The organism is Streptomyces sp. NPDC054047 (genome assembly GCF_055585065.1).
Genome location: NZ_JBVJKV010000002.1, coordinates 1 through 18392, shown reverse-complemented (window position 1 = coordinate 18392; position 18392 = coordinate 1). Strand labels below are relative to the sequence as shown.

General features: G+C 70.2%; 18 protein-coding genes. 5 read left to right on the top strand and 13 right to left on the bottom strand.

Annotated features, from left to right (window positions below; genetic code table 11):
* Positions 1-23: 23 nt before the first annotated feature.
* The 6 genes from kdpB to ACZ6ZP_RS06830 all read right to left on the bottom strand — a co-directional run bounded on the left by kdpB (position 24) and on the right by ACZ6ZP_RS06830 (position 6157).
* A complete protein-coding gene (kdpB, locus tag ACZ6ZP_RS06855) occupies positions 24-2177 on the bottom strand; it encodes a potassium-transporting ATPase subunit KdpB (protein WP_361468161.1) in 2154 nt (717 codons plus the stop codon).
* A complete protein-coding gene (gene kdpA, locus ACZ6ZP_RS06850; RefSeq protein ID WP_383823833.1) occupies positions 2174-3838 on the bottom strand; it encodes a potassium-transporting ATPase subunit KdpA in 1665 nt (554 codons plus the stop codon). The genes kdpB and kdpA overlap by 4 nt, the downstream gene beginning before the upstream one ends.
* An 8-nt stretch (positions 3839-3846) precedes the next feature.
* A complete protein-coding gene (gene kdpF, locus ACZ6ZP_RS06845) occupies positions 3847-3936 on the bottom strand; it encodes a K(+)-transporting ATPase subunit F (RefSeq protein WP_033264828.1) in 90 nt (29 codons plus the stop codon).
* Between the two features lie 331 nt (positions 3937-4267).
* Positions 4268-5038 (bottom strand): DUF3710 domain-containing protein, encoded by a 771-nt coding sequence (locus ACZ6ZP_RS06840; RefSeq protein WP_351173886.1) that lies wholly within the window; start codon positions 5036-5038, stop codon positions 4268-4270.
* Between the two features lies 1 nt (position 5039).
* Positions 5040-5576, bottom strand: coding sequence for a dUTP diphosphatase (dut, locus tag ACZ6ZP_RS06835; RefSeq protein ID WP_351173883.1), 537 nt, complete (start codon positions 5574-5576; stop codon positions 5040-5042).
* The gene (locus ACZ6ZP_RS06830; protein ID WP_351173880.1) at positions 5573-6157 is read right to left on the bottom strand and encodes a PaaI family thioesterase; all 585 of its coding nucleotides are present in this window, start codon (positions 6155-6157) and stop codon (positions 5573-5575) included. Before ACZ6ZP_RS06830 ends, dut begins: the two co-directional genes overlap by 4 nt.
* A gap of 58 nt (positions 6158-6215) precedes the next feature.
* On the opposite strand from ACZ6ZP_RS06830, the gene ACZ6ZP_RS06825 reads away from it, so the two are divergent.
* Positions 6216-6662 (top strand): DUF3093 domain-containing protein, encoded by a 447-nt coding sequence (locus tag ACZ6ZP_RS06825; RefSeq protein ID WP_469405838.1) that lies wholly within the window; start codon positions 6216-6218, stop codon positions 6660-6662.
* Positions 6663-6701: 39 nt separating this feature from the next.
* On the opposite strand, the gene ACZ6ZP_RS06820 is transcribed toward ACZ6ZP_RS06825, so the two are convergent.
* The 4 genes from ACZ6ZP_RS06820 to ACZ6ZP_RS06805 all read right to left on the bottom strand — a co-directional run bounded on the left by ACZ6ZP_RS06820 (position 6702) and on the right by ACZ6ZP_RS06805 (position 10248).
* Positions 6702-7640: a hypothetical protein gene (locus tag ACZ6ZP_RS06820; protein WP_351173874.1), complete on the bottom strand. Its 939-nt coding sequence runs from the start codon at positions 7638-7640 to the stop codon at positions 6702-6704.
* Between the two features lie 13 nt (positions 7641-7653).
* A complete protein-coding gene (locus ACZ6ZP_RS06815; protein WP_055544889.1) occupies positions 7654-7950 on the bottom strand; it encodes a DUF4193 domain-containing protein in 297 nt (98 codons plus the stop codon).
* Between the two features lie 393 nt (positions 7951-8343).
* Positions 8344-9588: a sensor histidine kinase gene (locus tag ACZ6ZP_RS06810; protein ID WP_351173870.1), complete on the bottom strand. Its 1245-nt coding sequence runs from the start codon at positions 9586-9588 to the stop codon at positions 8344-8346.
* Positions 9589-9594: 6 nt separating this feature from the next.
* Positions 9595-10248 (bottom strand): response regulator transcription factor, encoded by a 654-nt coding sequence (locus tag ACZ6ZP_RS06805; protein WP_135331070.1) that lies wholly within the window; start codon positions 10246-10248, stop codon positions 9595-9597.
* Positions 10249-10554: 306 nt separating this feature from the next.
* Between ACZ6ZP_RS06805 and ACZ6ZP_RS06800 the strand changes: the two genes are divergently transcribed.
* Positions 10555-10728, top strand: a complete 174-nt coding sequence (locus ACZ6ZP_RS06800; protein WP_351173867.1) for a hypothetical protein — start codon at positions 10555-10557, stop codon at positions 10726-10728.
* 95 nt (positions 10729-10823) lie between these two features.
* Here the strand turns inward: ACZ6ZP_RS06800 and ACZ6ZP_RS06795 are convergent, their stop codons facing one another.
* Both ACZ6ZP_RS06795 and ACZ6ZP_RS06790 read right to left on the bottom strand, forming a co-directional pair.
* Complete coding sequence (locus ACZ6ZP_RS06795) at positions 10824-11636, bottom strand: inositol monophosphatase family protein (protein ID WP_351173864.1); 813 nt, start codon at positions 11634-11636, stop codon at positions 10824-10826.
* 23 nt (positions 11637-11659) lie between these two features.
* Complete coding sequence (locus tag ACZ6ZP_RS06790; protein ID WP_469405834.1) at positions 11660-12787, bottom strand: ferrochelatase; 1128 nt, start codon at positions 12785-12787, stop codon at positions 11660-11662.
* Positions 12788-12942: 155 nt separating this feature from the next.
* Between ACZ6ZP_RS06790 and ACZ6ZP_RS06785 the strand changes: the two genes are divergently transcribed.
* Both ACZ6ZP_RS06785 and ACZ6ZP_RS06780 read left to right on the top strand, forming a co-directional pair.
* Entirely contained in the window at positions 12943-14187 is a 1245-nt protein-coding gene (locus ACZ6ZP_RS06785) for an MFS transporter (RefSeq protein WP_468612491.1), read from the top strand.
* Positions 14141-15466, top strand: a complete 1326-nt coding sequence (locus ACZ6ZP_RS06780; protein WP_361468176.1) for a D-arabinono-1,4-lactone oxidase — start codon at positions 14141-14143, stop codon at positions 15464-15466. Before ACZ6ZP_RS06785 ends, ACZ6ZP_RS06780 begins: the two co-directional genes overlap by 47 nt.
* 24 nt (positions 15467-15490) lie before the next feature.
* Here ACZ6ZP_RS06780 and ACZ6ZP_RS06775 read toward each other — a convergent pair whose 3' ends face one another.
* On the bottom strand, positions 15491-16666 hold the full coding sequence (locus ACZ6ZP_RS06775) for a hypothetical protein (RefSeq protein WP_469405831.1): 1176 nt from the start codon (positions 16664-16666) through the stop codon (positions 15491-15493).
* 462 nt (positions 16667-17128) lie between these two features.
* On the opposite strand from ACZ6ZP_RS06775, the gene sepH reads away from it, so the two are divergent.
* Positions 17129-18226 (top strand): septation protein SepH, encoded by a 1098-nt coding sequence (gene sepH, locus ACZ6ZP_RS06770; protein WP_351173849.1) that lies wholly within the window; start codon positions 17129-17131, stop codon positions 18224-18226.
* Positions 18227-18392 lie beyond the last annotated feature (166 nt).

Sequence of the window (18392 nt, the reverse complement as noted above, 5' to 3'; positions counted from 1 at the left end):
ACGATCAGCACGCTTTCAGGAAACTACAGCCCGGGAATGAGGGAGATGATCAGGTCGATGATCTTGATGCCGATGAACGGGGCGACGAGACCGCCGAGCCCGTAGACACCGAGGTTGCGCCGCAGCATCTTGTCCGCGCTCATCGGCCGGTACCGCACACCCTTCAGGGCCAGCGGCACCAGGGCGATGATGATCAGCGCGTTGAAGATGACGGCCGACAGAATGGCCGACTCCGGTGACGACAGGTTCATGATGTTGAGCTTGTCGAGACCGGGATAGACCACGGCGAACATGGCGGGGATGATCGCGAAGTACTTCGCGACGTCGTTGGCGATCGAGAAGGTCGTCAACGCGCCCCGGGTGATCAGGAGTTGCTTGCCGATCTCGACGATCTCGATGAGCTTGGTGGGGTTGGAGTCCAGGTCCACCATGTTCCCGGCCTCCTTGGCGGCCGAGGTGCCGGTGTTCATGGCCACGCCCACGTCCGCCTGGGCGAGCGCGGGCGCGTCGTTCGTGCCGTCACCGGTCATCGCGACGAGCTTGCCGCCGGCCTGCTCGCGCTTGATCAGCGCCATCTTGTCCTCGGGCGTGGCCTCGGCGAGGAAGTCGTCCACGCCCGCCTCGTCCGCGATCGCCTTGGCGGTCAGCGGGTTGTCACCCGTGATCATGACCGTCTTGATGCCCATGCGCCGCAGCTCGTCGAACCGCTCCCGCATGCCCTCCTTGACGACGTCCTTGAGGTGGATGACGCCGAGGACCCGCGCCCCCTTCTCGTCCTTGGCCGCGACGAGCAGCGGTGTGCCGCCGGCCTGCGAGATGGTGTCGGTCAGGCCCTGCGCGTCCTGTGCGACGGTGCCGCCGTTCTCGGTGACCCAGGCGACGACCGAACCGGTCGCGCCCTTGCGGACCTCGCGCCCGGTCCCGCCCTCGACGAGGTCGACACCCGACATCCGCGTCTGCGCGGTGAAGGCGACCCACTCGGCCCCCTCCAGCTCACCCTGGTGGCGCTCGCGAAGCCCGTACTTCTCCTTCGCCAGTACGACGATGGAGCGGCCCTCGGGCGTCTCGTCGGCCAGCGACGAGAGCTGGGCGGCGTCCGCGAGTTCGGCCTCGGTGGTCCCGCGCACCGGCACGAACTCGGCGGCCTGCCGGTTGCCGAGCGTGATGGTGCCCGTCTTGTCGAGCAGCAGCGTGGAGACGTCACCGGCGGCCTCGACCGCCCGTCCGGACATGGCGAGCACGTTGCGCTGGACCAGGCGGTCCATGCCCGCGATGCCGATCGCGGAGAGCAGCGCGCCGATGGTCGTCGGGATCAGGCACACCAGGAGCGCGGCAAGCACGATCATGGACTGCTCGGCACCGGCGTACACGGCGAACGGCTGGAGCGTGACGACGGCGAGCAGGAAGACGATGGTGAGGGACGCGAGAAGGATGTTGAGCGCGATCTCGTTGGGCGTCTTCTGCCGGGCCGCGCCCTCGACCAGGTTGATCATGCGGTCGATGAAGGTCTCGCCCGGCTTCGTCGTGATCTTGATGACGATGCGGTCGGAGAGGACCTTCGTGCCGCCGGTGACGGCCGAGCGGTCACCGCCCGACTCCCGGATGACCGGGGCCGATTCGCCGGTGATCGCCGACTCGTCGACGCTCGCGACCCCCTCGACGACGTCGCCGTCGCCGGGGATCACGTCGCCCGCCTCGCAGACGACCAGGTCGCCGATGCGCAGCTCGGTGCCGGGCACCTGCTCCTCGGTCGTGCCGTTCAGGCGGCGCGCCACCGTGTCGGTCTTGGCCTTGCGCAAGGTGTCCGCCTGCGCCTTGCCGCGGCCCTCGGCCACGGCCTCCGCCAGGTTGGCGAAGATCGTGGTGAGCCAGAGCCAGGCGGTGATCGCCCAGCCGAACCAGTCCCCCGGCTCCTTGACCGCGAGGACCGTGGTGATCACCGAGCCGACGAGCACCACGAACATGACGGGCGACTTGACCATCACCCGCGGGTCGAGCTTCCGCACGGCGTCCGGGAAGGACTTCAGGAGCTGCTTGGGGTCGAACAGGCCCCCGCCGACACGGCTGTCGCCCTTGGCGTCCTGGTGCCCGCCGGGCACGTCCTGGTGCGGCGCACGGGTGGGAGTAGCGGTGGACATGGAGCCGGGCTCCTCTGGCTTCCTTGTGTCGGTGGTCATGACGCGAGCCCCTCGGCCAGCGGCCCGAGGGCCAGCGCGGGGAAGTAGGTCAGACCGGTGATGATCATGATGGTGCCGACCAGCAGCCCGGTGAACAGGGGCTTCTCGGTACGCAGCGTGCCCGCCGTCGCCGGGATCGGCTTCTGCTCGGCCAGCGAACCCGCGAGGGCGAGGACGAACACCATCGGCAGGAACCGGCCGAGCAGCATCGCGAGCCCGATCGTGGTGTTGAACCAGTTCGTGTCCGCGCTCAGCCCCGCGAACGCCGAACCGTTGTTGTTGGCGCCCGAGGTGTAGGCGTAGAGGATCTCCGAGAAGCCGTGCGCCCCGGAGTTGAGCATCGAGTCCTTGGGGGTGGGCAGCGCCATCGACACCGCCGTGAAGCCGAGCACCAGGGCGGGGGTGACGAGGATGTAGCAGGCCGCCAGCTTGATCTCGCGGGTGCCGATCTTCTTGCCGAGGTACTCCGGCGTACGGCCCACCATCAGACCGGCGATGAACACCGCGATGATCGCCATGATCAGCATGCCGTACAGACCCGACCCGGTGCCGCCCGGCGCGATCTCACCCAGCTGCATGCCGAGCAGATCGAGCCCGCCGCCGAAGCCGGTGTTGGAGGAGTGGAAGGAGTTGACCGCACCCGTCGAGGTCAGCGTGGTGGCGACCGAGAAGATCGCCGAGCCCGCGATCCCGAACCGCGTCTCCTTGCCCTCCATCGCACCGCCCGCGACGTCGAGTGCGGGAGCCCCGTGGTGGAACTCCGTCCACATCATCAGCGCGGTGAACCCGACCCAGATGGTGACCATCGTGGCGAGGATCGCGTACCCCTGCCTGAGGGAACCGACCATCCGCCCGAAGGTTCGCGTGATCGCGAACGGGATCAGCAGGATCAGGAAGACCTCGAAGAGGTTGGAGAAGCCGTTCGGGTTCTCGAAGGGGTGGGCGGAGTTGGCGTTGAAGTAGCCGCCACCGTTGGTGCCCAGCTCCTTGATGACCTCCTGCGAGGCCACCGCCCCGCCGTTCCACTCCTGGCCGCCGCCCAGGAACTGGCCGACTCCGTGGATGCCGGAGAAGTTCTGGATCGCGCCACAGGCGACCAGGACGAGCGCGCCGATCACGGAGATCGGGATCAGGACGCGTACGACACCGCGCACCAGGTCGGACCAGAAGTTCCCCAGCTCGCCCGTGCGGGAGCGGGCGAAGCCGCGCACCAGGGCCACCGCCACGGCGATGCCCACGGCCGCGGAGACGAAGTTCTGCACCGCGAGGCCGCCGGTCTGCACGACGTGGCCCATGGCCTGCTCGCCGTAGTACGACTGCCAGTTGGTGTTCGCCACGAACGAGGCAGCGGTGTTGAACGCCTGGTCGGGATCGATCGCCTTGAAGCCCAGCGATCCGGGCAGCGAGCCCTGGAGCCGCTGGAGCAGATAGAGGAAGAGCACGCTCACGGCGGAGAAGGCGAGCACTCCGCGCAGGTAGGCGGGCCAGCGCATCTCGGCGTTGGGGTTGGCGCCTATGCCCTTGTAGATCCACTTCTCGACCCGCAGGTGCTTGTCGGAGGAGTAGACCTTGGCCATGTAGTCACCAAGCGGACGGTATGCCAGGGCCAGCGCCACGATCAGCGCGAGGAACTGGAGCACACCGGCAAGAACAGGGCTCATATCCGTACTCAGAACCTCTCCGGGAACACGAGAGCGAGGACGAGATAGCCCAGCAGGGCGACGGCCACGACGAGACCGACGATGTTCTCGGCAGTCACAGCTTCGCCACCCCCTTGGCGATGAACGCCACCAGCGCGAAGACCGCGATCGTGGTGACGACGAAGGCCACGTCGGCCATCGTGTGCTCCTAGATGAGATGCGATTGATCTGACGCCTTGAGCAAACCCCCTCCGTGGCTGGATTCGACCGCCGTTGACGGCTCCCTTACGTCCGCCGGCGCTCCATTGACGACTCTCTTACGGTTTCCTGCGCTCTCCCGCCCTCACCTGCAAAAACGCCGGGTGGGCCGCACTCCCGTCAGGGAGTGCGGCCCACCCGGCCTCTGCTTCGCGATCAGGCGCTCAGGCGCCTGCGCACGTCTGGATGCGCTCAGCGCACCTCGGTGATCTCGGGGCCCCGCTGGAGCTGGCCCATGCCGCCGGAGAAGCGCGAGCCCTCCTGCTGCTCCTGCTGGACCGCGCCCTCGGCGACCATCTGGGCGTCGTCCGGCAGCTTCAGGACGATCGGGTCGCGGGGCGCCATCGGGCCCTCGCCGCGCACGATGACGGTGTCCCGGAAGATCTGCTCCAGGAGACCCGCGGCCTGCGGCTGCACCGCGCCCTGGCCGGAGATGACCCCGCGCAGGAACCACCGCGGGCCGTCGACACCGATGAAGCGCACGACCTGCACGCCACCCGTGCCGTCCGGCAGCTGCACCGGCACCTGCGCGCGCAGCTCCCAGCCAAGGGGGCCCTCGACCTCGTCGATGACACCGCCCTGCTGGGTAATGCCGGAGGCGATCTCCTCGCGGACCTCGCCCCAGATGCCCTGCTTCTTGGGGGCGGCGAAGCCCTGGAGCTGGATGGCGCTGTCCTGGAGCACGACGGTCGCCGCGACGATCGCGTCACCCGCGACCTCCACCCGCAGCTCCATGCCCTCGACACCCGGTACGAAGAGGCCGCCCAGGTCGACTCGACCCTCGCCGGGCTCCCGGACCTCCGAGACATCCCAGGGACCGTCGGGGCGGGGCTCGGGCTCGAGCCTCACGCGCGACGACGCCGCGGCCGTGTCATCACTGTCACGGTCAGCGTCCTCGACGACCTGCTCGGCCTCGCCCGCCGCGTCCTCGGCGGCACTGTCCTTCTTGCGACGTCCGAACACGTCACTGTCCTTCCCGGTCAGATACGACCGATGCGTATCGATTCCCACCCGTTTGTTGACCCGAGCCTGCGCCCACGGCGGCATGGCCGCCGGTGGACCCGAAGCCCCCCTCGGCCCGCGCCGAGTCGGGAAGCTCCGCCACCTCGCGGAAGCGCACCTTCTCGACCTGCTGGACGACCAGTTGGGCAATCCGGTCGAAGCGCTCGAACCGCACACGCTCGCGCGGGTCGAGATTCACCACGATCACCTTGATCTCTCCACGGTACCCGGCATCCACCGTCCCTGGGGCATTCACCAGGGCGACACCGCAGCGGGCGGCGAGACCGGATCGCGGGTGCACGAAGGCCGCGTACCCCTCGGGCAGCGCGACAGACACCCCGGTGGGCAGCACCACCCGCTCGCCCGGCGCGAGTTCGTGCGCCTGGGTGGTCCGCAGATCCGCTCCGGCGTCGCCGGGCTGCGCGTACGACGGCAGCGGTACCTCGGGGTCGACGCGGCGGATCAGGACGTCGAGCTCCGGTCGGGGGGCGGGGGTCACGGGTTCACCTCGAAAGCGCGTGCGCGGCGGAGCTGGTCCGGGTCGTCCATGGCGGCCCGGATCTCCTCCGGGCGGCCGTTCTCGACGAAGTGGTCGACCTTGACCTCGATGAAGAGGGCCTTGGCACGGACGGCGACGGGCCCCTCGGGGCCGCCGATCCGCCCGGTGGCCCGGGAGTAGATCTTCCGCCCTGCGACGGCGGTCACCTCGGCCTCGAGGAAGAGCACGGTGCCCAGCGGCACGGGCAGCGCGAAGTCGGTCTCGAGCCGTCCGGTCACGGCGATCACCCGCAGCAGCCAGTTCAGCGAGCCCAGCGTCTCGTCGAGCGCCGTGGCGAGCACCCCGCCGTGGGCCAGGCCCGGCGCGCCCTGGTGGGCCTCCCGGACGGTGAACTCGGCGGTGACGCCCACGCCTTCACCGGCGTACGCCGCGAGGTGCAGCCCGTGGGCCTGCCCTTCGCCGCAGCCGAAACAGTGCTCGTAATGGGCTCCGATGAGCTCGCCGGGGGCGGGCGCGTCGGGGTGGCGGACCGGCGCTATGGCGTCGGCCGGGGGCGTCAGAGCTGCTGAAGTACCACTCACAGCCGCAGACCTTACCCGCGAGTCCGCTGACTCAGCTCATCGTGCCAAGCTTGCGTACATGCAGCCTTACGAAGAACGCCTGACGGCGCCCCGCTCCTGGTGGCTTGTCTCGCTCCTGGTCGGCGTCGCGACGGCACTGATCATGGTCCCCTTCGGGACCCTGCCGCTGCTCGGCGGCCTGGTCGCCGGCACGGCGGTCGCCGCGGTCGTCACCAGTGCGTACGGCTCCCCGCGGATCCGCGTGGTGTCGGGCTCCCTGGTCGTGGGCGACGCGAAGATCCCGCTCTCCGCCCTGGGCGAGCCCGAGATCCTGGACGCGGAAGGGGCGCGCGCCTGGCGCGGCCCGCAGGCCGATGCGCGCGCCTTCATGCTGCTGCGCGCCTACATCCCCACGGCGCTGCGCGTCGAGATCACGGACCCGCAGGACCCGACTCCGTACGTGTACGTGTCGACGCGGAACCCCGAGGGGCTCGCGGCAGCGCTCACCGCGGTACGGGCTTCTTAGGGACCTGCTGTCCGGGGACGTGCTGCGGGGTCTGCCGCGTCAGCGCCCCAGCTCCTTGGACGGGCCGCCAGGACGCAGGGGGTGCAGGGGGTCCAGAGGCCTCACGGGCTGCTCAAGGGGCGGCAGCTCGGGCAGGGCCTCCCAGGGCACCTGCGACCTCCGCAGGTCCGTACGGACCCGCTCAGCTAGCTTCTTGGTGTCACGGCGGTTCATCACCGCCCCGACTGCGGCGCCCACCATGAAGGGCATCAGGTTCGGGAGGTTGCGCACCATGCGCTTCATGATCTGCTGGCGCAGCTCGCGCTTCATCTGACCGCCGAGCGCGGAGTTGATCGACGCGGGTTTGACCACGTCGATGCCGCGCTCCTCGGTCCACGCCGTGAGGTAGGCGGAGCTGCGCTCCTTGAGGTTGCCCGGCGGACGCCGGCCGTAGACCTCGTGGAGCTCGGCGATCAGCTTCAGTTCGATGGCCGCCACGCCGGTGATCTCGGCGGCCATCTCCGCCGGCATCGCGGGCGGCACGGGCATCATCGCCGCGGCGCCGACTCCGGCCCCGACGGTCGAGGTCGCGTTGGCCGCGCCGGAGATGAGTTTGTCCGCGAGCCGCTCGGCATCCAGGCCCGGGAACTGCTTGCGGAGGGTGTCCAGGTCGCGGACCGGGATCCGCGGGGCGTTCTCGATGAGCCGGTCGGCGAGGTAGCCGATGCCGGCCTTGGCGCCGCGTCCGCTCATGCGTACGCCCGCCTTGACTCCGTCCGTGACGGCGGCAACGCGGCCCTTGGACCCGTTGGTCCTGGACGCCATGTCGTCCGCCGTCCCGTCGTCTGCCACCTCCAGGGCGTTCGCTGGTCCGAGCGAGGCTGTTCCTGTGGGGGAAGAGCCCCGCTCGTCGTCGCGTACGCCGTCGGGGGCGGCGCTCTGTTGGTCCGCTCCGCGCTTGCGGAAGCGGCGCTTCCTAGGCGGGGTCGAGCCTGTCACGGCCGACCCTGCCCTAGTCGCAGTCGCGGCAGATCGGCTGGCCGTTCTTCTCCCTGGCCAGCTGGCTGCGGTGGTGCACCAGGAAGCAGCTCATGCAGGTGAACTCGTCCTGCTGCTTCGGGAGCACCCGAACGGCGAGCTCCTCGTTCGACAGGTCCGCGCCGGGCAGTTCGAGGCCCTCTGCGGCCTCGAACTCGTCCACGTCTACGGCCGACGTCGACTTGTCGTTCCGCCGCGCCTTCAGTTCCTCGATGCTGTCCTCGTTGACGTCATCGTCGGTCTTGCGTGGGGTGTCGTAGTCCGTTGCCATGTCGCTCTCCCCCTCTGGGTGTCTGCGGTGTCTCAGCGCACGTAACGCGTGAGAGGCCGGACTTGTGCCCGACCTGAGGCGGAGATTTTGCCTCACATCAAGGTCTGTTACTCAATCGACACCCAACCGCACCCCTCAAGGGGTGATCGGTTTGGATGGCGATCGGGACCGTACACGGTCCGAATGTCGCACTTCACAGGCGCCACCCCGTGTACTTCCCGTGATCAAGACCCCTGAAAACCCGGATTTTCCCGGCTTTCCGACGACTTTCACGATCACGGAGAGTAGATGGCCGAAAATTCGCCCCTGTGATCGATCGCACACGAAATCTCCAGGAACAGTTCCTAAAAATTCCGCGCAAAGCGAACACCGCGGCGCGTCCGCGGCAGCATCTCAGAGAGGAAGGGTGACTCGCATCACGAGCCCTCCCCCCTCGCGCGGCTCCGCGATGATACGGCCCCCGTGGGCCCGCGCCACCGACCGGGCGATCGACAGGCCGAGTCCCACGCCCTTGTCGCTGCCCGTGCGCTCGGTCCGCAGCCGCCGGAACGGCTCGAAGAGGTTGTCGATCTCGTACGCGGGCACCACGGGGCCCGTGTTCGACACCACCAGGACCGCCTGACCGTGCTGTGCCTCCGTGGTGACCTCGACCCAGCCCTCGTCCGGCACGTTGTACCTGACGGCGTTCTGGACGAGGTTCAGGGCGATCCGCTCCAGGAGGACGCCGTTGCCCTGCACGACGGCCGGGGCCCGCTCCCCGCGGATCTCCACGCCCTTCGCGTCGGCCTCGGACCACACCTGGTCGACGGCCCGGTCGGCGACCTCGGCGAGGTCGACCGGTTTGCGCTCCACGATCTGGTTGTCGCTGCGGGCGAGCAGCAGCAGACCCTCCACGAGCTGCTCACTGCGTTCGTTCGTGGCCAGGAGCGTCTTGCCGAGCTGCTGGAGCTCGGGGGGCGCCGCCGGGTCGGAGAGCTGCACCTCGAGCAGCGTGCGGTTGATCGCCAGCGGTGTGCGCAGCTCGTGCGAGGCGTTGCCGACGAACCGCTGCTGGGCGGTGAAGGCCCGCTCCAGGCGGTCGAGCATCTCGTCGAAGGTGTCCGAGAGCTCCTTCAACTCGTCGTCCGGGCCGTCCAGTTCGATGCGCCGGGACAGGTCCGTGCCGGCCACCCTGCGCGCGGTGCGCGTGATGCGGCCCAGCGGCGACAGGACGCGTCCCGCCATCGCGTAACCGAAGGCGAAGGCGATCACCGCGAGCCCGAGCAGGGCGAGCAGCGAGCGGCTCAGGAGGTTGTCCAGAGCGTTCTGGCGCATCTTGTTGACGCACTCGTTCAGCGCGGAGTTGAGCTGGTCCGCGGGGATCTGGGTCCCGGTCGGCAGGTTGTGGCAGGTCTTGCTGCTCACCGTGGATCCGCCCTCGATGGCGAACGGCAGGTCGGTCCCCACGTTCAGGGCCTGCGCGGCGAGCAGATAGATGATCGAGAGCAGCAGGATGCCCGCGATCAGGAACATGCCCCCGTACAGGAGCGTGAGCCGTATGCGGATCGTGGGGCGCAGCCACGGGAAGGGCACTTCGGCCTTCCGGGGGTCCCAGGTGGGTTTCGGAGGCGCTGCTGGTGGCGCCGGGGTCGCGGCCACCGGGGATCAGATCCGGTAGCCGGAGCCGGGCACCGTCACGATGACGGCGGGCTCGCCGAGCTTCCGCCGCAGGGTCATGACGGTCACCCGGACCACGTTCGTGAACGGGTCGGTGTTCTCGTCCCAGGCCTTCTCCAGGAGCTGCTCGGCGGAGACGACGGCGCCCTCGCTGCGCAGCAGCACTTCGAGGACGGCGAACTCCTTGGGCGCGAGCTGGATCTCCTTGCCGTCGCGGAAGATCTCGCGGCGGTTCGGGTCGAGCTTGATCCCGGCGCGCTCCAGGACGGGCGGCAGCGGGACGCTCGTACGCCGGCCGAGGGCACGCACGCGTGCCGTGAGCTCGCTGAACGCGAAGGGCTTGGGGAGATAGTCGTCGGCGCCGATCTCCAGGCCCTCGACACGGTCGCTGACGTCGCCCGACGCGGTGAGCATCAGGACGCGGGTCGGCATGCCGAGCTCGACGATCTTGCGGCAGACGTCGTCGCCGTGCACGAGCGGGAGGTCCCGGTCGAGCACCACGACGTCGTAGTCGTTGACCCCGATACGTTCCAGGGCGGCCGCTCCGTCGTACACGACGTCGACGGCCATGGCCTCCCGGCGTAGTCCGGTGGCCACCGCATCGGCGAGCAGCTGCTCGTCCTCGACGACGAGTACGCGCACGGCGCTGTCCTTCCTCTGTGCCCCTGAGGGCAGGTCTGTTCGTGGGGTGTGGCCTCTATCCTGCCCCTTTCGGTCATAAACCGGCTGTAAGGCGGGGTCTCGGCCGGGGAATGCGGGATTTTCTCCGACGGTTGAGGTTTCCGTGGAAGGGAGCCCGGGGAGGACGACCACACACCCGCGATCACGCTTTGTATGTGGCGCGCCACAACCCGCTTTCCCCAGGGGGCGGCTTGAGACGTGATCGCCCCTTCCTTGAGGGCACACCCCCGTGCCATCGACCCACGACCCAGCCGAGGGGGCGCAACCATGGACGCTTTTACCGCAGGACTGCTGCAGCGCATAAAGGCCACGGAATCCGACCTCACGAAGGCCCGTGAGACGGGCGACGACTTCCTTGCCGAGGTCGAGCAGGCCGAGCTCGAAGATCTCCACCGGCTGGCCGCCGAGCACGGGGTGGAGGTCGGCGTGCTGCACGCCTGAGCCGCTCGACAGCAGCCAGCAGACCAGCAGAGGGGCCCCGGCATCCGTGGACGAGATGCCGGGGCCCTTCTGCGTGCGCGTTCACGCGGGGCCGGTCAGTCGTGCCAGGCGCCGAACTCCTCCAGGCGTCCCTGAAGGTCCTCGAAGAGGCCGGGCGGGGCCGCTACGGTCAGCTCGCCCGACAGGGCCCGACCGGGCCGTCCGCCGGTCAGCGCGCCCGCCTCCCGCGCGACGAGGTCACCGGCGGCGAAGTCCCACGGGTTGAGGCCGCGCTCGTAGTACGCGTCCAGGCGGCCCAGCGCCACGTCGCACAGGTCGATCGCCGCCGAGCCTCCGCGGCGGATGTCCCGGACCAGGGGGATCAACTGCCGGGCCACCTCGGCCTGGTGGGCGCGGCGCGCGGCGACGTACCCGAAGCCGGTGCCGACGAGGGCCTGGTCGAACGGGGGCGCGGGGCGGGTGTGCGCGGGCCTGTCGTTGACGAAGGCGCCCTCTGCGAGGACCGCGCGGTAGGTCTCGCCGCGCATCGGGGCGTGCACCACGCCGACGAGCGTCTCGCCGTCCTTGAGCGCCGCGATGGACACGGACCAGTCGGGGCGTCCGTAGAGGTAGTTGACGGTGCCGTCGATGGGGTCGATCACCCACTGGACGCCGCTGCTGCCCTCGGAGCTCGCGCCCTCCTCGCCGAGCACGCCGTCGTCCGGCCTGCGCTCGGCGAGGAAGTCGGTGATCAGCTTCTCGGAGGCGATGTCCATCTCGGTGACCACGTCGACCGCGCTGGTCTTCGTGGCGGCCACGCCCAGGTCGTCCGGGCGCCCGTCGCGCAGGAAGGCCCCGGCGCGGTGCGCGGCCTCCAGGGCGACGCTCAGGAGTTCGGCCTTCAGCTGCTGGTCTGCGGGGTCGGTCACGGTGCTCCTGGTGCCTTCGTGGGTTACGCGTACGGGCTGTCGGCGCCCGCTGCCGCGGGCTTCGGGGCGCGCGAGGGGCAGCAGCCCACCGGGCACAGGTCGTGGCTCGCGCCGAGCGCTCCCAGGGCGCAGGGCGCGACCGCGCGACCGCTCTCCGTGCCGGCCCGCTCCAGGACCAGCTCCCGCACCGCGGCGGCGAACCGCGGGTCGGCGCCGACCGTGGCCGAGCGGCGGACCGGCAGGCCCAGCTCCGCGCCCTTCGCGTCGGCCTCGGTGTCGAGGTCGTACAGCACCTCCATGTGGTCCGAGACGAAGCCGATCGGGACCATCACCACGGCGGGTGCGCCCGCGGCGTGCCGCTCCTCCAGGTGATCGCAGATGTCCGGCTCCAGCCACGGGATGTGCGGGGCGCCGCTGCGCGACTGGTAGACGAGCTGCCAGGGGTGCTCGACGCCGGTCTCCTCGCGCACCGCGTCGGCGATGAGCCGGGCCACGTCCAGGTGCTCCGCGACGTACGCTCCGCCGTCCCCGTGGTCCTCGACGCGCCCCGAGGTGTCGGCCGCCGCGGTCGGGATGGAGTGCGTGGTGAAGGCGAGGTGCGCCCCTTCGCGTACGTCGTCGGGCAGTTCGCCCAGGGACTTGATGACCCCGTCGATCATGGGGCGGACGAAGCCGGGGTGGTTGAAGTAGTGCCGCAGCTTGTCGACGCGCGGCACCTCAAGGCCCTCCGAGGCGAGCACGGCGAGGGACTCCGCCAGGTTCTCGCGGTACTGGCGGCAGCCCGAGTACGAGGCGTACGCGCTGGTCGCGAGGACGAGCACGCGGCGGTGGCCGTCCTGGACGAGTTCGCGCAGGGTGTCGGTCAGATGGGGCGCCCAGTTGCGGTTGCCCCAGTAGACCGGCAGGTCAAGGCCGTGCTCCGCGAAGTCCTTGCGCAGGGCGTCGAGCAGGGCGCGGTTCTGGTCGTTGATGGGGCTGACCCCGCCGAACAGGAAGTAGTGCTGGCCCACCTCCTTGAGCCGCTCCTTGGGGATGCCGCGGCCCCGTGTCACGTTCTCCAGGAACGGGACCACGTCGTCGGGGCCTTCGGGGCCGCCGAACGAGAGCAGCAGCAGGGCGTCATAGGGAGAGGCATCGAGCGCATCGGACATGCATCCGATCCTGCCACCCGCCGCTGACAGCCGAAAATCACGGTGCGGTCGGGCCTGTCGGAGCCGTAAGCTGTATCAGCCATCTTTACGCCTTACCGGCGCGGCTCCGTACATGGTCCGCACGGAGACCCGCCGGCGCCTCAGCGGAGTCCCACGTGCCAAGCCCCTACCGCGCCATCTTCGCCGCCCCCGGCACCAAGGGGTTCTCGACGGCCGGCTTCCTCGGACGGATGCCGCTGTCGATGATGGGCATCGGCATCGTGACGATGGTGTCCCAGCTCACCGGGCGGTACGGACTCGCGGGCGCGCTCTCCGCGACCGTCGCCCTGTCCGCCGCCGCGATCGGCCCGCAGATCTCGCGCCTGGTCGACCGGTACGGACAGCGCCGTGTACTGCGGCCCGCGACCCTGGCGTCCCTGGCCGCGGTCGCCGGGCTGCTGCTCTGCGCGACGTACGAACTCCCGGACTTCACGCTCTTCGCCTTCGCCGCGCTCGTCGGCTGCGTGCCGAGCGTCGGCTCGATGATCAGGGCGCGCTGGGCGGTGCTCTACCGGGACACCCCGCAGCTGCACACCGCGTACTCCTTCGAGTCCGTGGTGGACGAGATCTGCTTCATCTTCGGGCCGATCATCTCGATCGGGCTCTCCACGGTGTGGTTCCCCGAGGCCGGGCCGCTCATGGCGGGCGTCTTCCTGGCCGTGGGTGTCTTCTGGCTGACGTCCCAGCGGGCCACCGAGCCCGTGCCGCACGGGCGTGAACACCACACCAAGGGCTCGGCGTTGCGCTCCGGCGGGCTACAGGTCCTGGTCGCGACGTTCGTGGCGACGGGTGCGATCTTCGGGTCCATCGACGTGGTGACCGTGGCGTACGCAGAGGACCAGGGGCACAAGGCCGCGGCGAGCCTGGTGCTCGCGGTGTACGCGCTCGGCTCCTGTGTGGCGGGGGCGGCCTTCGGGCTCATGCACTTCAAGGGGGCGCCCGCCCCGAGGTGGCTGCTGGGTGTCTGTGCGATGGCCGTGAGTATGATCCCGCTTCAGTTGGTCGGGAACCTTCCGTTTCTGGCCGTGGCGTTGTTCATCGCGGGCCTCTCCATAGCGCCGACCATGATCACGACGATGGCCCTCGTCGAACAGCACGTACCACGCGCGAAGCTGACCGAGGGCATGACCTGGGTGAGCACCGGACTCGCGGTCGGCGTCGCGCTCGGCTCCTCCGCGGCCGGCTGGGTCATCGACGCAGCCGGTTCGGACGCCGGGTACGCGGTACCCGGTCTCTCCGGGGCCGTCGCGGTGGCGGTCGGTCTCCTGGGGTATCGCCGGCTGAAGAAGCCGGTTCCGCGACGGGGAGGAACCCATGAGCACGGCAACGGGCAGCGGGAAGAGCACAGCAGCGTGGCGTAACTGGGCGGGCACCGTCAGCGCCCGTCCGGCCAGGGAGGTCACCCCCGCGTCGGTCGACGAGCTCACCGCGGCGCTGCGGCAGGCCAAGGACGACGGCCTCAGGGTGAAGCCGGTCGGCACCGGCCACTCCTTCACGGCGGCCGCGGCGACCGACGGCCTCCTGATACGCCCCGACCTCCTCACCGGCATCCGCCGGATCGACCGCGAGGCCGGCACCGTCACCGTGGAAGCGGGCACTCCGCTGAAGCGTCTGAACGCGGCGCTCGCCCGCGAGGGCCTCTCGCTCACGAACATGGGCGACATCATGGAGCAGACGGTCTCCGGCGCGATCAGCACCGGAACCCACGGCACCGGCCGCGATTCGGCGTCGATCTCCGCGCAGATCACGGCACTTGAACTGGTCACGGCGGACGGCACGGTCCTGACCTGCTCGGAGAAGGAGAATCCAGAGGTCTTCGCGGCGGCCCGGATCGGCATCGGCGCACTCGGTGTGATCAGCGCGATCACCTTCGCCGTGGAGCCCGTCTTCTTCCTCACCGCCCGCGAGGAGCCGATGACCTTCGACAAGGTCACGAGCGAGTTCGACGCGCTGTACGCCGAGAACGAGCACTTCGAGTTCTACTGGTTCCCGCACACCGGCAACTGCACCACCAAGCGCAACAACCGCAGCGCGGGCCCCGAGGACCCGCCGGGCAGGATCAGCGCCTTCGTGGAGGACGAGATTCTCTCCAACGGCCTCTTCCAGGTGGTCAACTCGGTCGGCAGGGCCGTCCCCGCGACCATCCCGGGCATCGCCAAGATCTCCAGCAAGGCGCTCTCCGCCCGCACCTATACGGACATCCCCTACAAGGTCTTCACAAGCCCGCGCCGCGTGCGCTTCGTGGAGATGGAGTACGCCGTTCCGCGGGAGGCCCTCGTGGAGACGCTGCGCGAGCTCAAGGCGATGGTGGAGCGCTCGAACCTGCGCATCAGCTTCCCCGTGGAGGTCCGCACGGCCCCCGCGGACGACATCACGCTGTCCACGGCCTCGGGCCGGGACAGCGCGTACATCGCCGTCCACATGTACCGGGGCACGCCCTACCAGGCGTACTTCACCGCCGCCGAGCGGATCTTCACCGCGCACGAGGGCCGGCCCCACTGGGGCAAGCTCCACACCCGGGACGCCGAGTACTTCGCGCGAGCCTATCCGCGCTTCGCCGAGTTCACGGCCCTGCGCGACCGCCTGGACCCGGACCGCATGTTCGGCAACGCCTACTTGCGGCGCGTCCTGGGCGACTGAGCGACGGAGCGACGGAGCGGCCGTCTACGGGTTGGGGGTCGCGTCCCGCTGCGCGTCGTCGCCGCTTCCGGCGCCGCTCGACGGAGTCGGGGTCGGAGTGGGTGTCGGGGTCGGCGTGGGCGTAGGTGTCGGCGTCGGATCCGTCTTGGAGTCGTCGCCGGAGTCCGAACCCTTGTCAGGGTCGTCCTTCGAACCTGAATCCGAGTCGTTTCCGGTGTCCGGGGACTGCGGGTTCGTCCCGTCCGGGTCCTGCGAAGCGCCGCCGTCCTGCTGCGATCCGTCGCCCGTACCCGTCGAGGGGCCGTCGGACGGCTGCCCGGAGGGGTCGGTCGAGGGCGGGGTCGGCTGGTCCCGCGAGCCGTTCTTGCCCGAGAAGCCGTTGCCGATCGTGGTGCCGTGACCGCCGCTGAAGTCCTCGCCCGAGACGATCTCGTACGTCGTGATCCCGGCCATGGCCACACCGAAGACGACCGCGGCGGCGATCAACGGCCGCTTCCAGCTCCGAATTCGCGTGCGATGCGTGGTGCCGTCGGTGAACTCGTCCGAGGGAAGCGGCGGCACGACCGGCTCCATCGGCACGGCGGGCGCCGCCTGGCGCAGCACGCGCGTGGCGTCGTCCCGGGGCACCGGCCGCGTGGCGTCGATCGACCCGAGCAGCTGCGTCTTGTCGGCGTCGGCGTCCGCCGCGGGTTCCGCCACGGGCAGCAGGGTCGTGCGGTCCGCGTCGACGTCCGAGGTCACCGGCAGCACGGTCGTGCGGTCGGCGTCGGCGGCCGGCAGCACCGAGGTGGCGTCCGGCTCGACCGCCCTCCCCCAGGTCGTCGTCACGGGCCCGGCACCGCCGTGCGCCGCCGCTCCCGTGTACGCCGCCGCCCTGAACGTCTCGGCCACCGGCGCGCCCTGGGCATCGGTCAGCGGCACCTGGTGCGCCCGCGGCTTGGCCTGCACCGCCACGTCACGTATCTGCTCGCCCGTGCGGCGGAAGAAGTGCTGGAAGATCGTGCCGCCACAGGTCGCGACCACGCTCACCAGGCCGGCGCCGAGGATCGTGCCGTAGACGCCGAAGCTCGCGGCGAGCTTCGCTCCCACGACGGCGGCCACGGCGCTCCCCGCCACCTGCGGCAGACTCAGATCAAGGCGCCGCTTCTCCGACTCCTCCTGGCCCTTGGATTCCTCGCCGGAATCCGGCTTTTCACGCATCTCCGACCCTTGCCTGCCTTTCTCGACTGACTACACGAGAAAGGGACGTATGGGTGTTGGGGATAGTTCCGTTTCTGGAGATTCCGTGAAGTGTGCCACTCATGCACCACCCTGCCCGGGTATCCCGGGGCGCCAACTCCCGTCCCCCGCGAGAAGTTCGGCGGCGCGGCGGACCACCCGCGTGGCCCGAATGGAGTACTGTTGCGAGCCCTGGGTCCGGTCTCCCACCTGGGTGCCCGGGGCCTTCCAGGACCGCCGGGAGGGGGCTCGCTGCACAGGGTGACCGAAGTGGTCACTGAGAGTTGCGAAAAGGTAACCGTGCCATAACGGCGACCTAGGGCCCATGCCCGACACGCCGGGCAACTCGGCAAGGTTGTGGCAGGCTGCACCCGGGCAGGCCACACTCGACTAGCGGAAGCAGCGACGCACGTGACGTCGGCAGGCACCACCCGGGAGGTCCCCATGCCCGAACTGCGTGTCGTGGCCGTCAGCAACGACGGCACACGGCTGGTGCTGAAAGCTGCGGACAGCACGGAGTACACGCTTCCGATCGACGAGCGACTGCGCGCCGCGGTGCGCGGTGACCGCCCGCGTCTCGGCCAGATCGAGATCGAGGTGGAGAGCCACCTCCGCCCCCGCGACATCCAGGCACGGATACGTGCGGGTGCCAGCGCGGAGGAAGTCGCCTCGCTCGCCGGAATCCCCGTCGATCGCGTCCGCCGCTTCGAAGGACCCGTGCTCGCCGAGCGCGCCTTCATGGCCGAGCGGGCCCGGAAGACCCCCGTGCGCCGTCCCGGCGAGAACACCGGACCCCAGCTCGGCGAGGCCGTGTCGGAGCGACTGCTCCTGCGCGGCGCCGACAAGGAAACCATTCAGTGGGACTCCTGGCGCCGCGACGACGGCACCTGGGAGGTCCTGCTCGTCTACCGCGTCGCGACCGAGCCGCACTCCGCGAGCTGGACGTACGACCCGCCCCGGCGGCTCGTACAGGCCGTGGACGACGAGGCCCGTTCGCTGATCGGCGAGACGGACGACATCGCCGCGCCCGAGCCGAGCTTCCCGTTCGTGCCGCGCATCGCCCGGCTGCCCCGGGACAGGCCCTCGCTCGACCGGCCGCTCGACCGTGCCCTGGACCGGCAGTTGGAGCGCCCGAGCGCACCGCTGCCCCCGGAGCCCTCGGAGGACGGCACCGCGACCGGTGCGACCGCGTCCGTCTCCGAGTCGGAGCGGGACTCGCTCACCAGCCTCCTGGAGGCGGTGCCGAGCTTCCGCGGCGACATGATCGTGCCGGAGCGCCCCGCGCTGCCGGCCACGGACCTGCCGCCCGTGGAGGAGCCCGAGCAGGACCCGGAGGCCGAGGAGCCCCCCGCGGCGTCGGCCGGGGCGGGTTCCGCGTACGCGGACGTCCTGATGCCCCGCTCGGTGGCCAGCCACCGCGACCGTCTCGTCGGCACCACCGACCGCCAGGCGGAGGCCGACGGCGTCCGCCCCGGGCGGCGTGCGGCGGTGCCCAGCTGGGACGAGATCGTCTTCGGCACGCGCCGCAAGAAGCAGGAGTAGCGCCTCCGGGAGCAGGAGTAGCGCTTCCGGGAGCAGCACTTCGTCGTACGCAGTCGGGGGGCCCCCCCCCCGCCCCGGCCGGGCCGGCCGACGCGTACACGCGCTAAACGGGGGCGGGGCGCGGGGCGCCCCGGGGGGGAAGACGGGGGCGCCCAAGCCACCACAG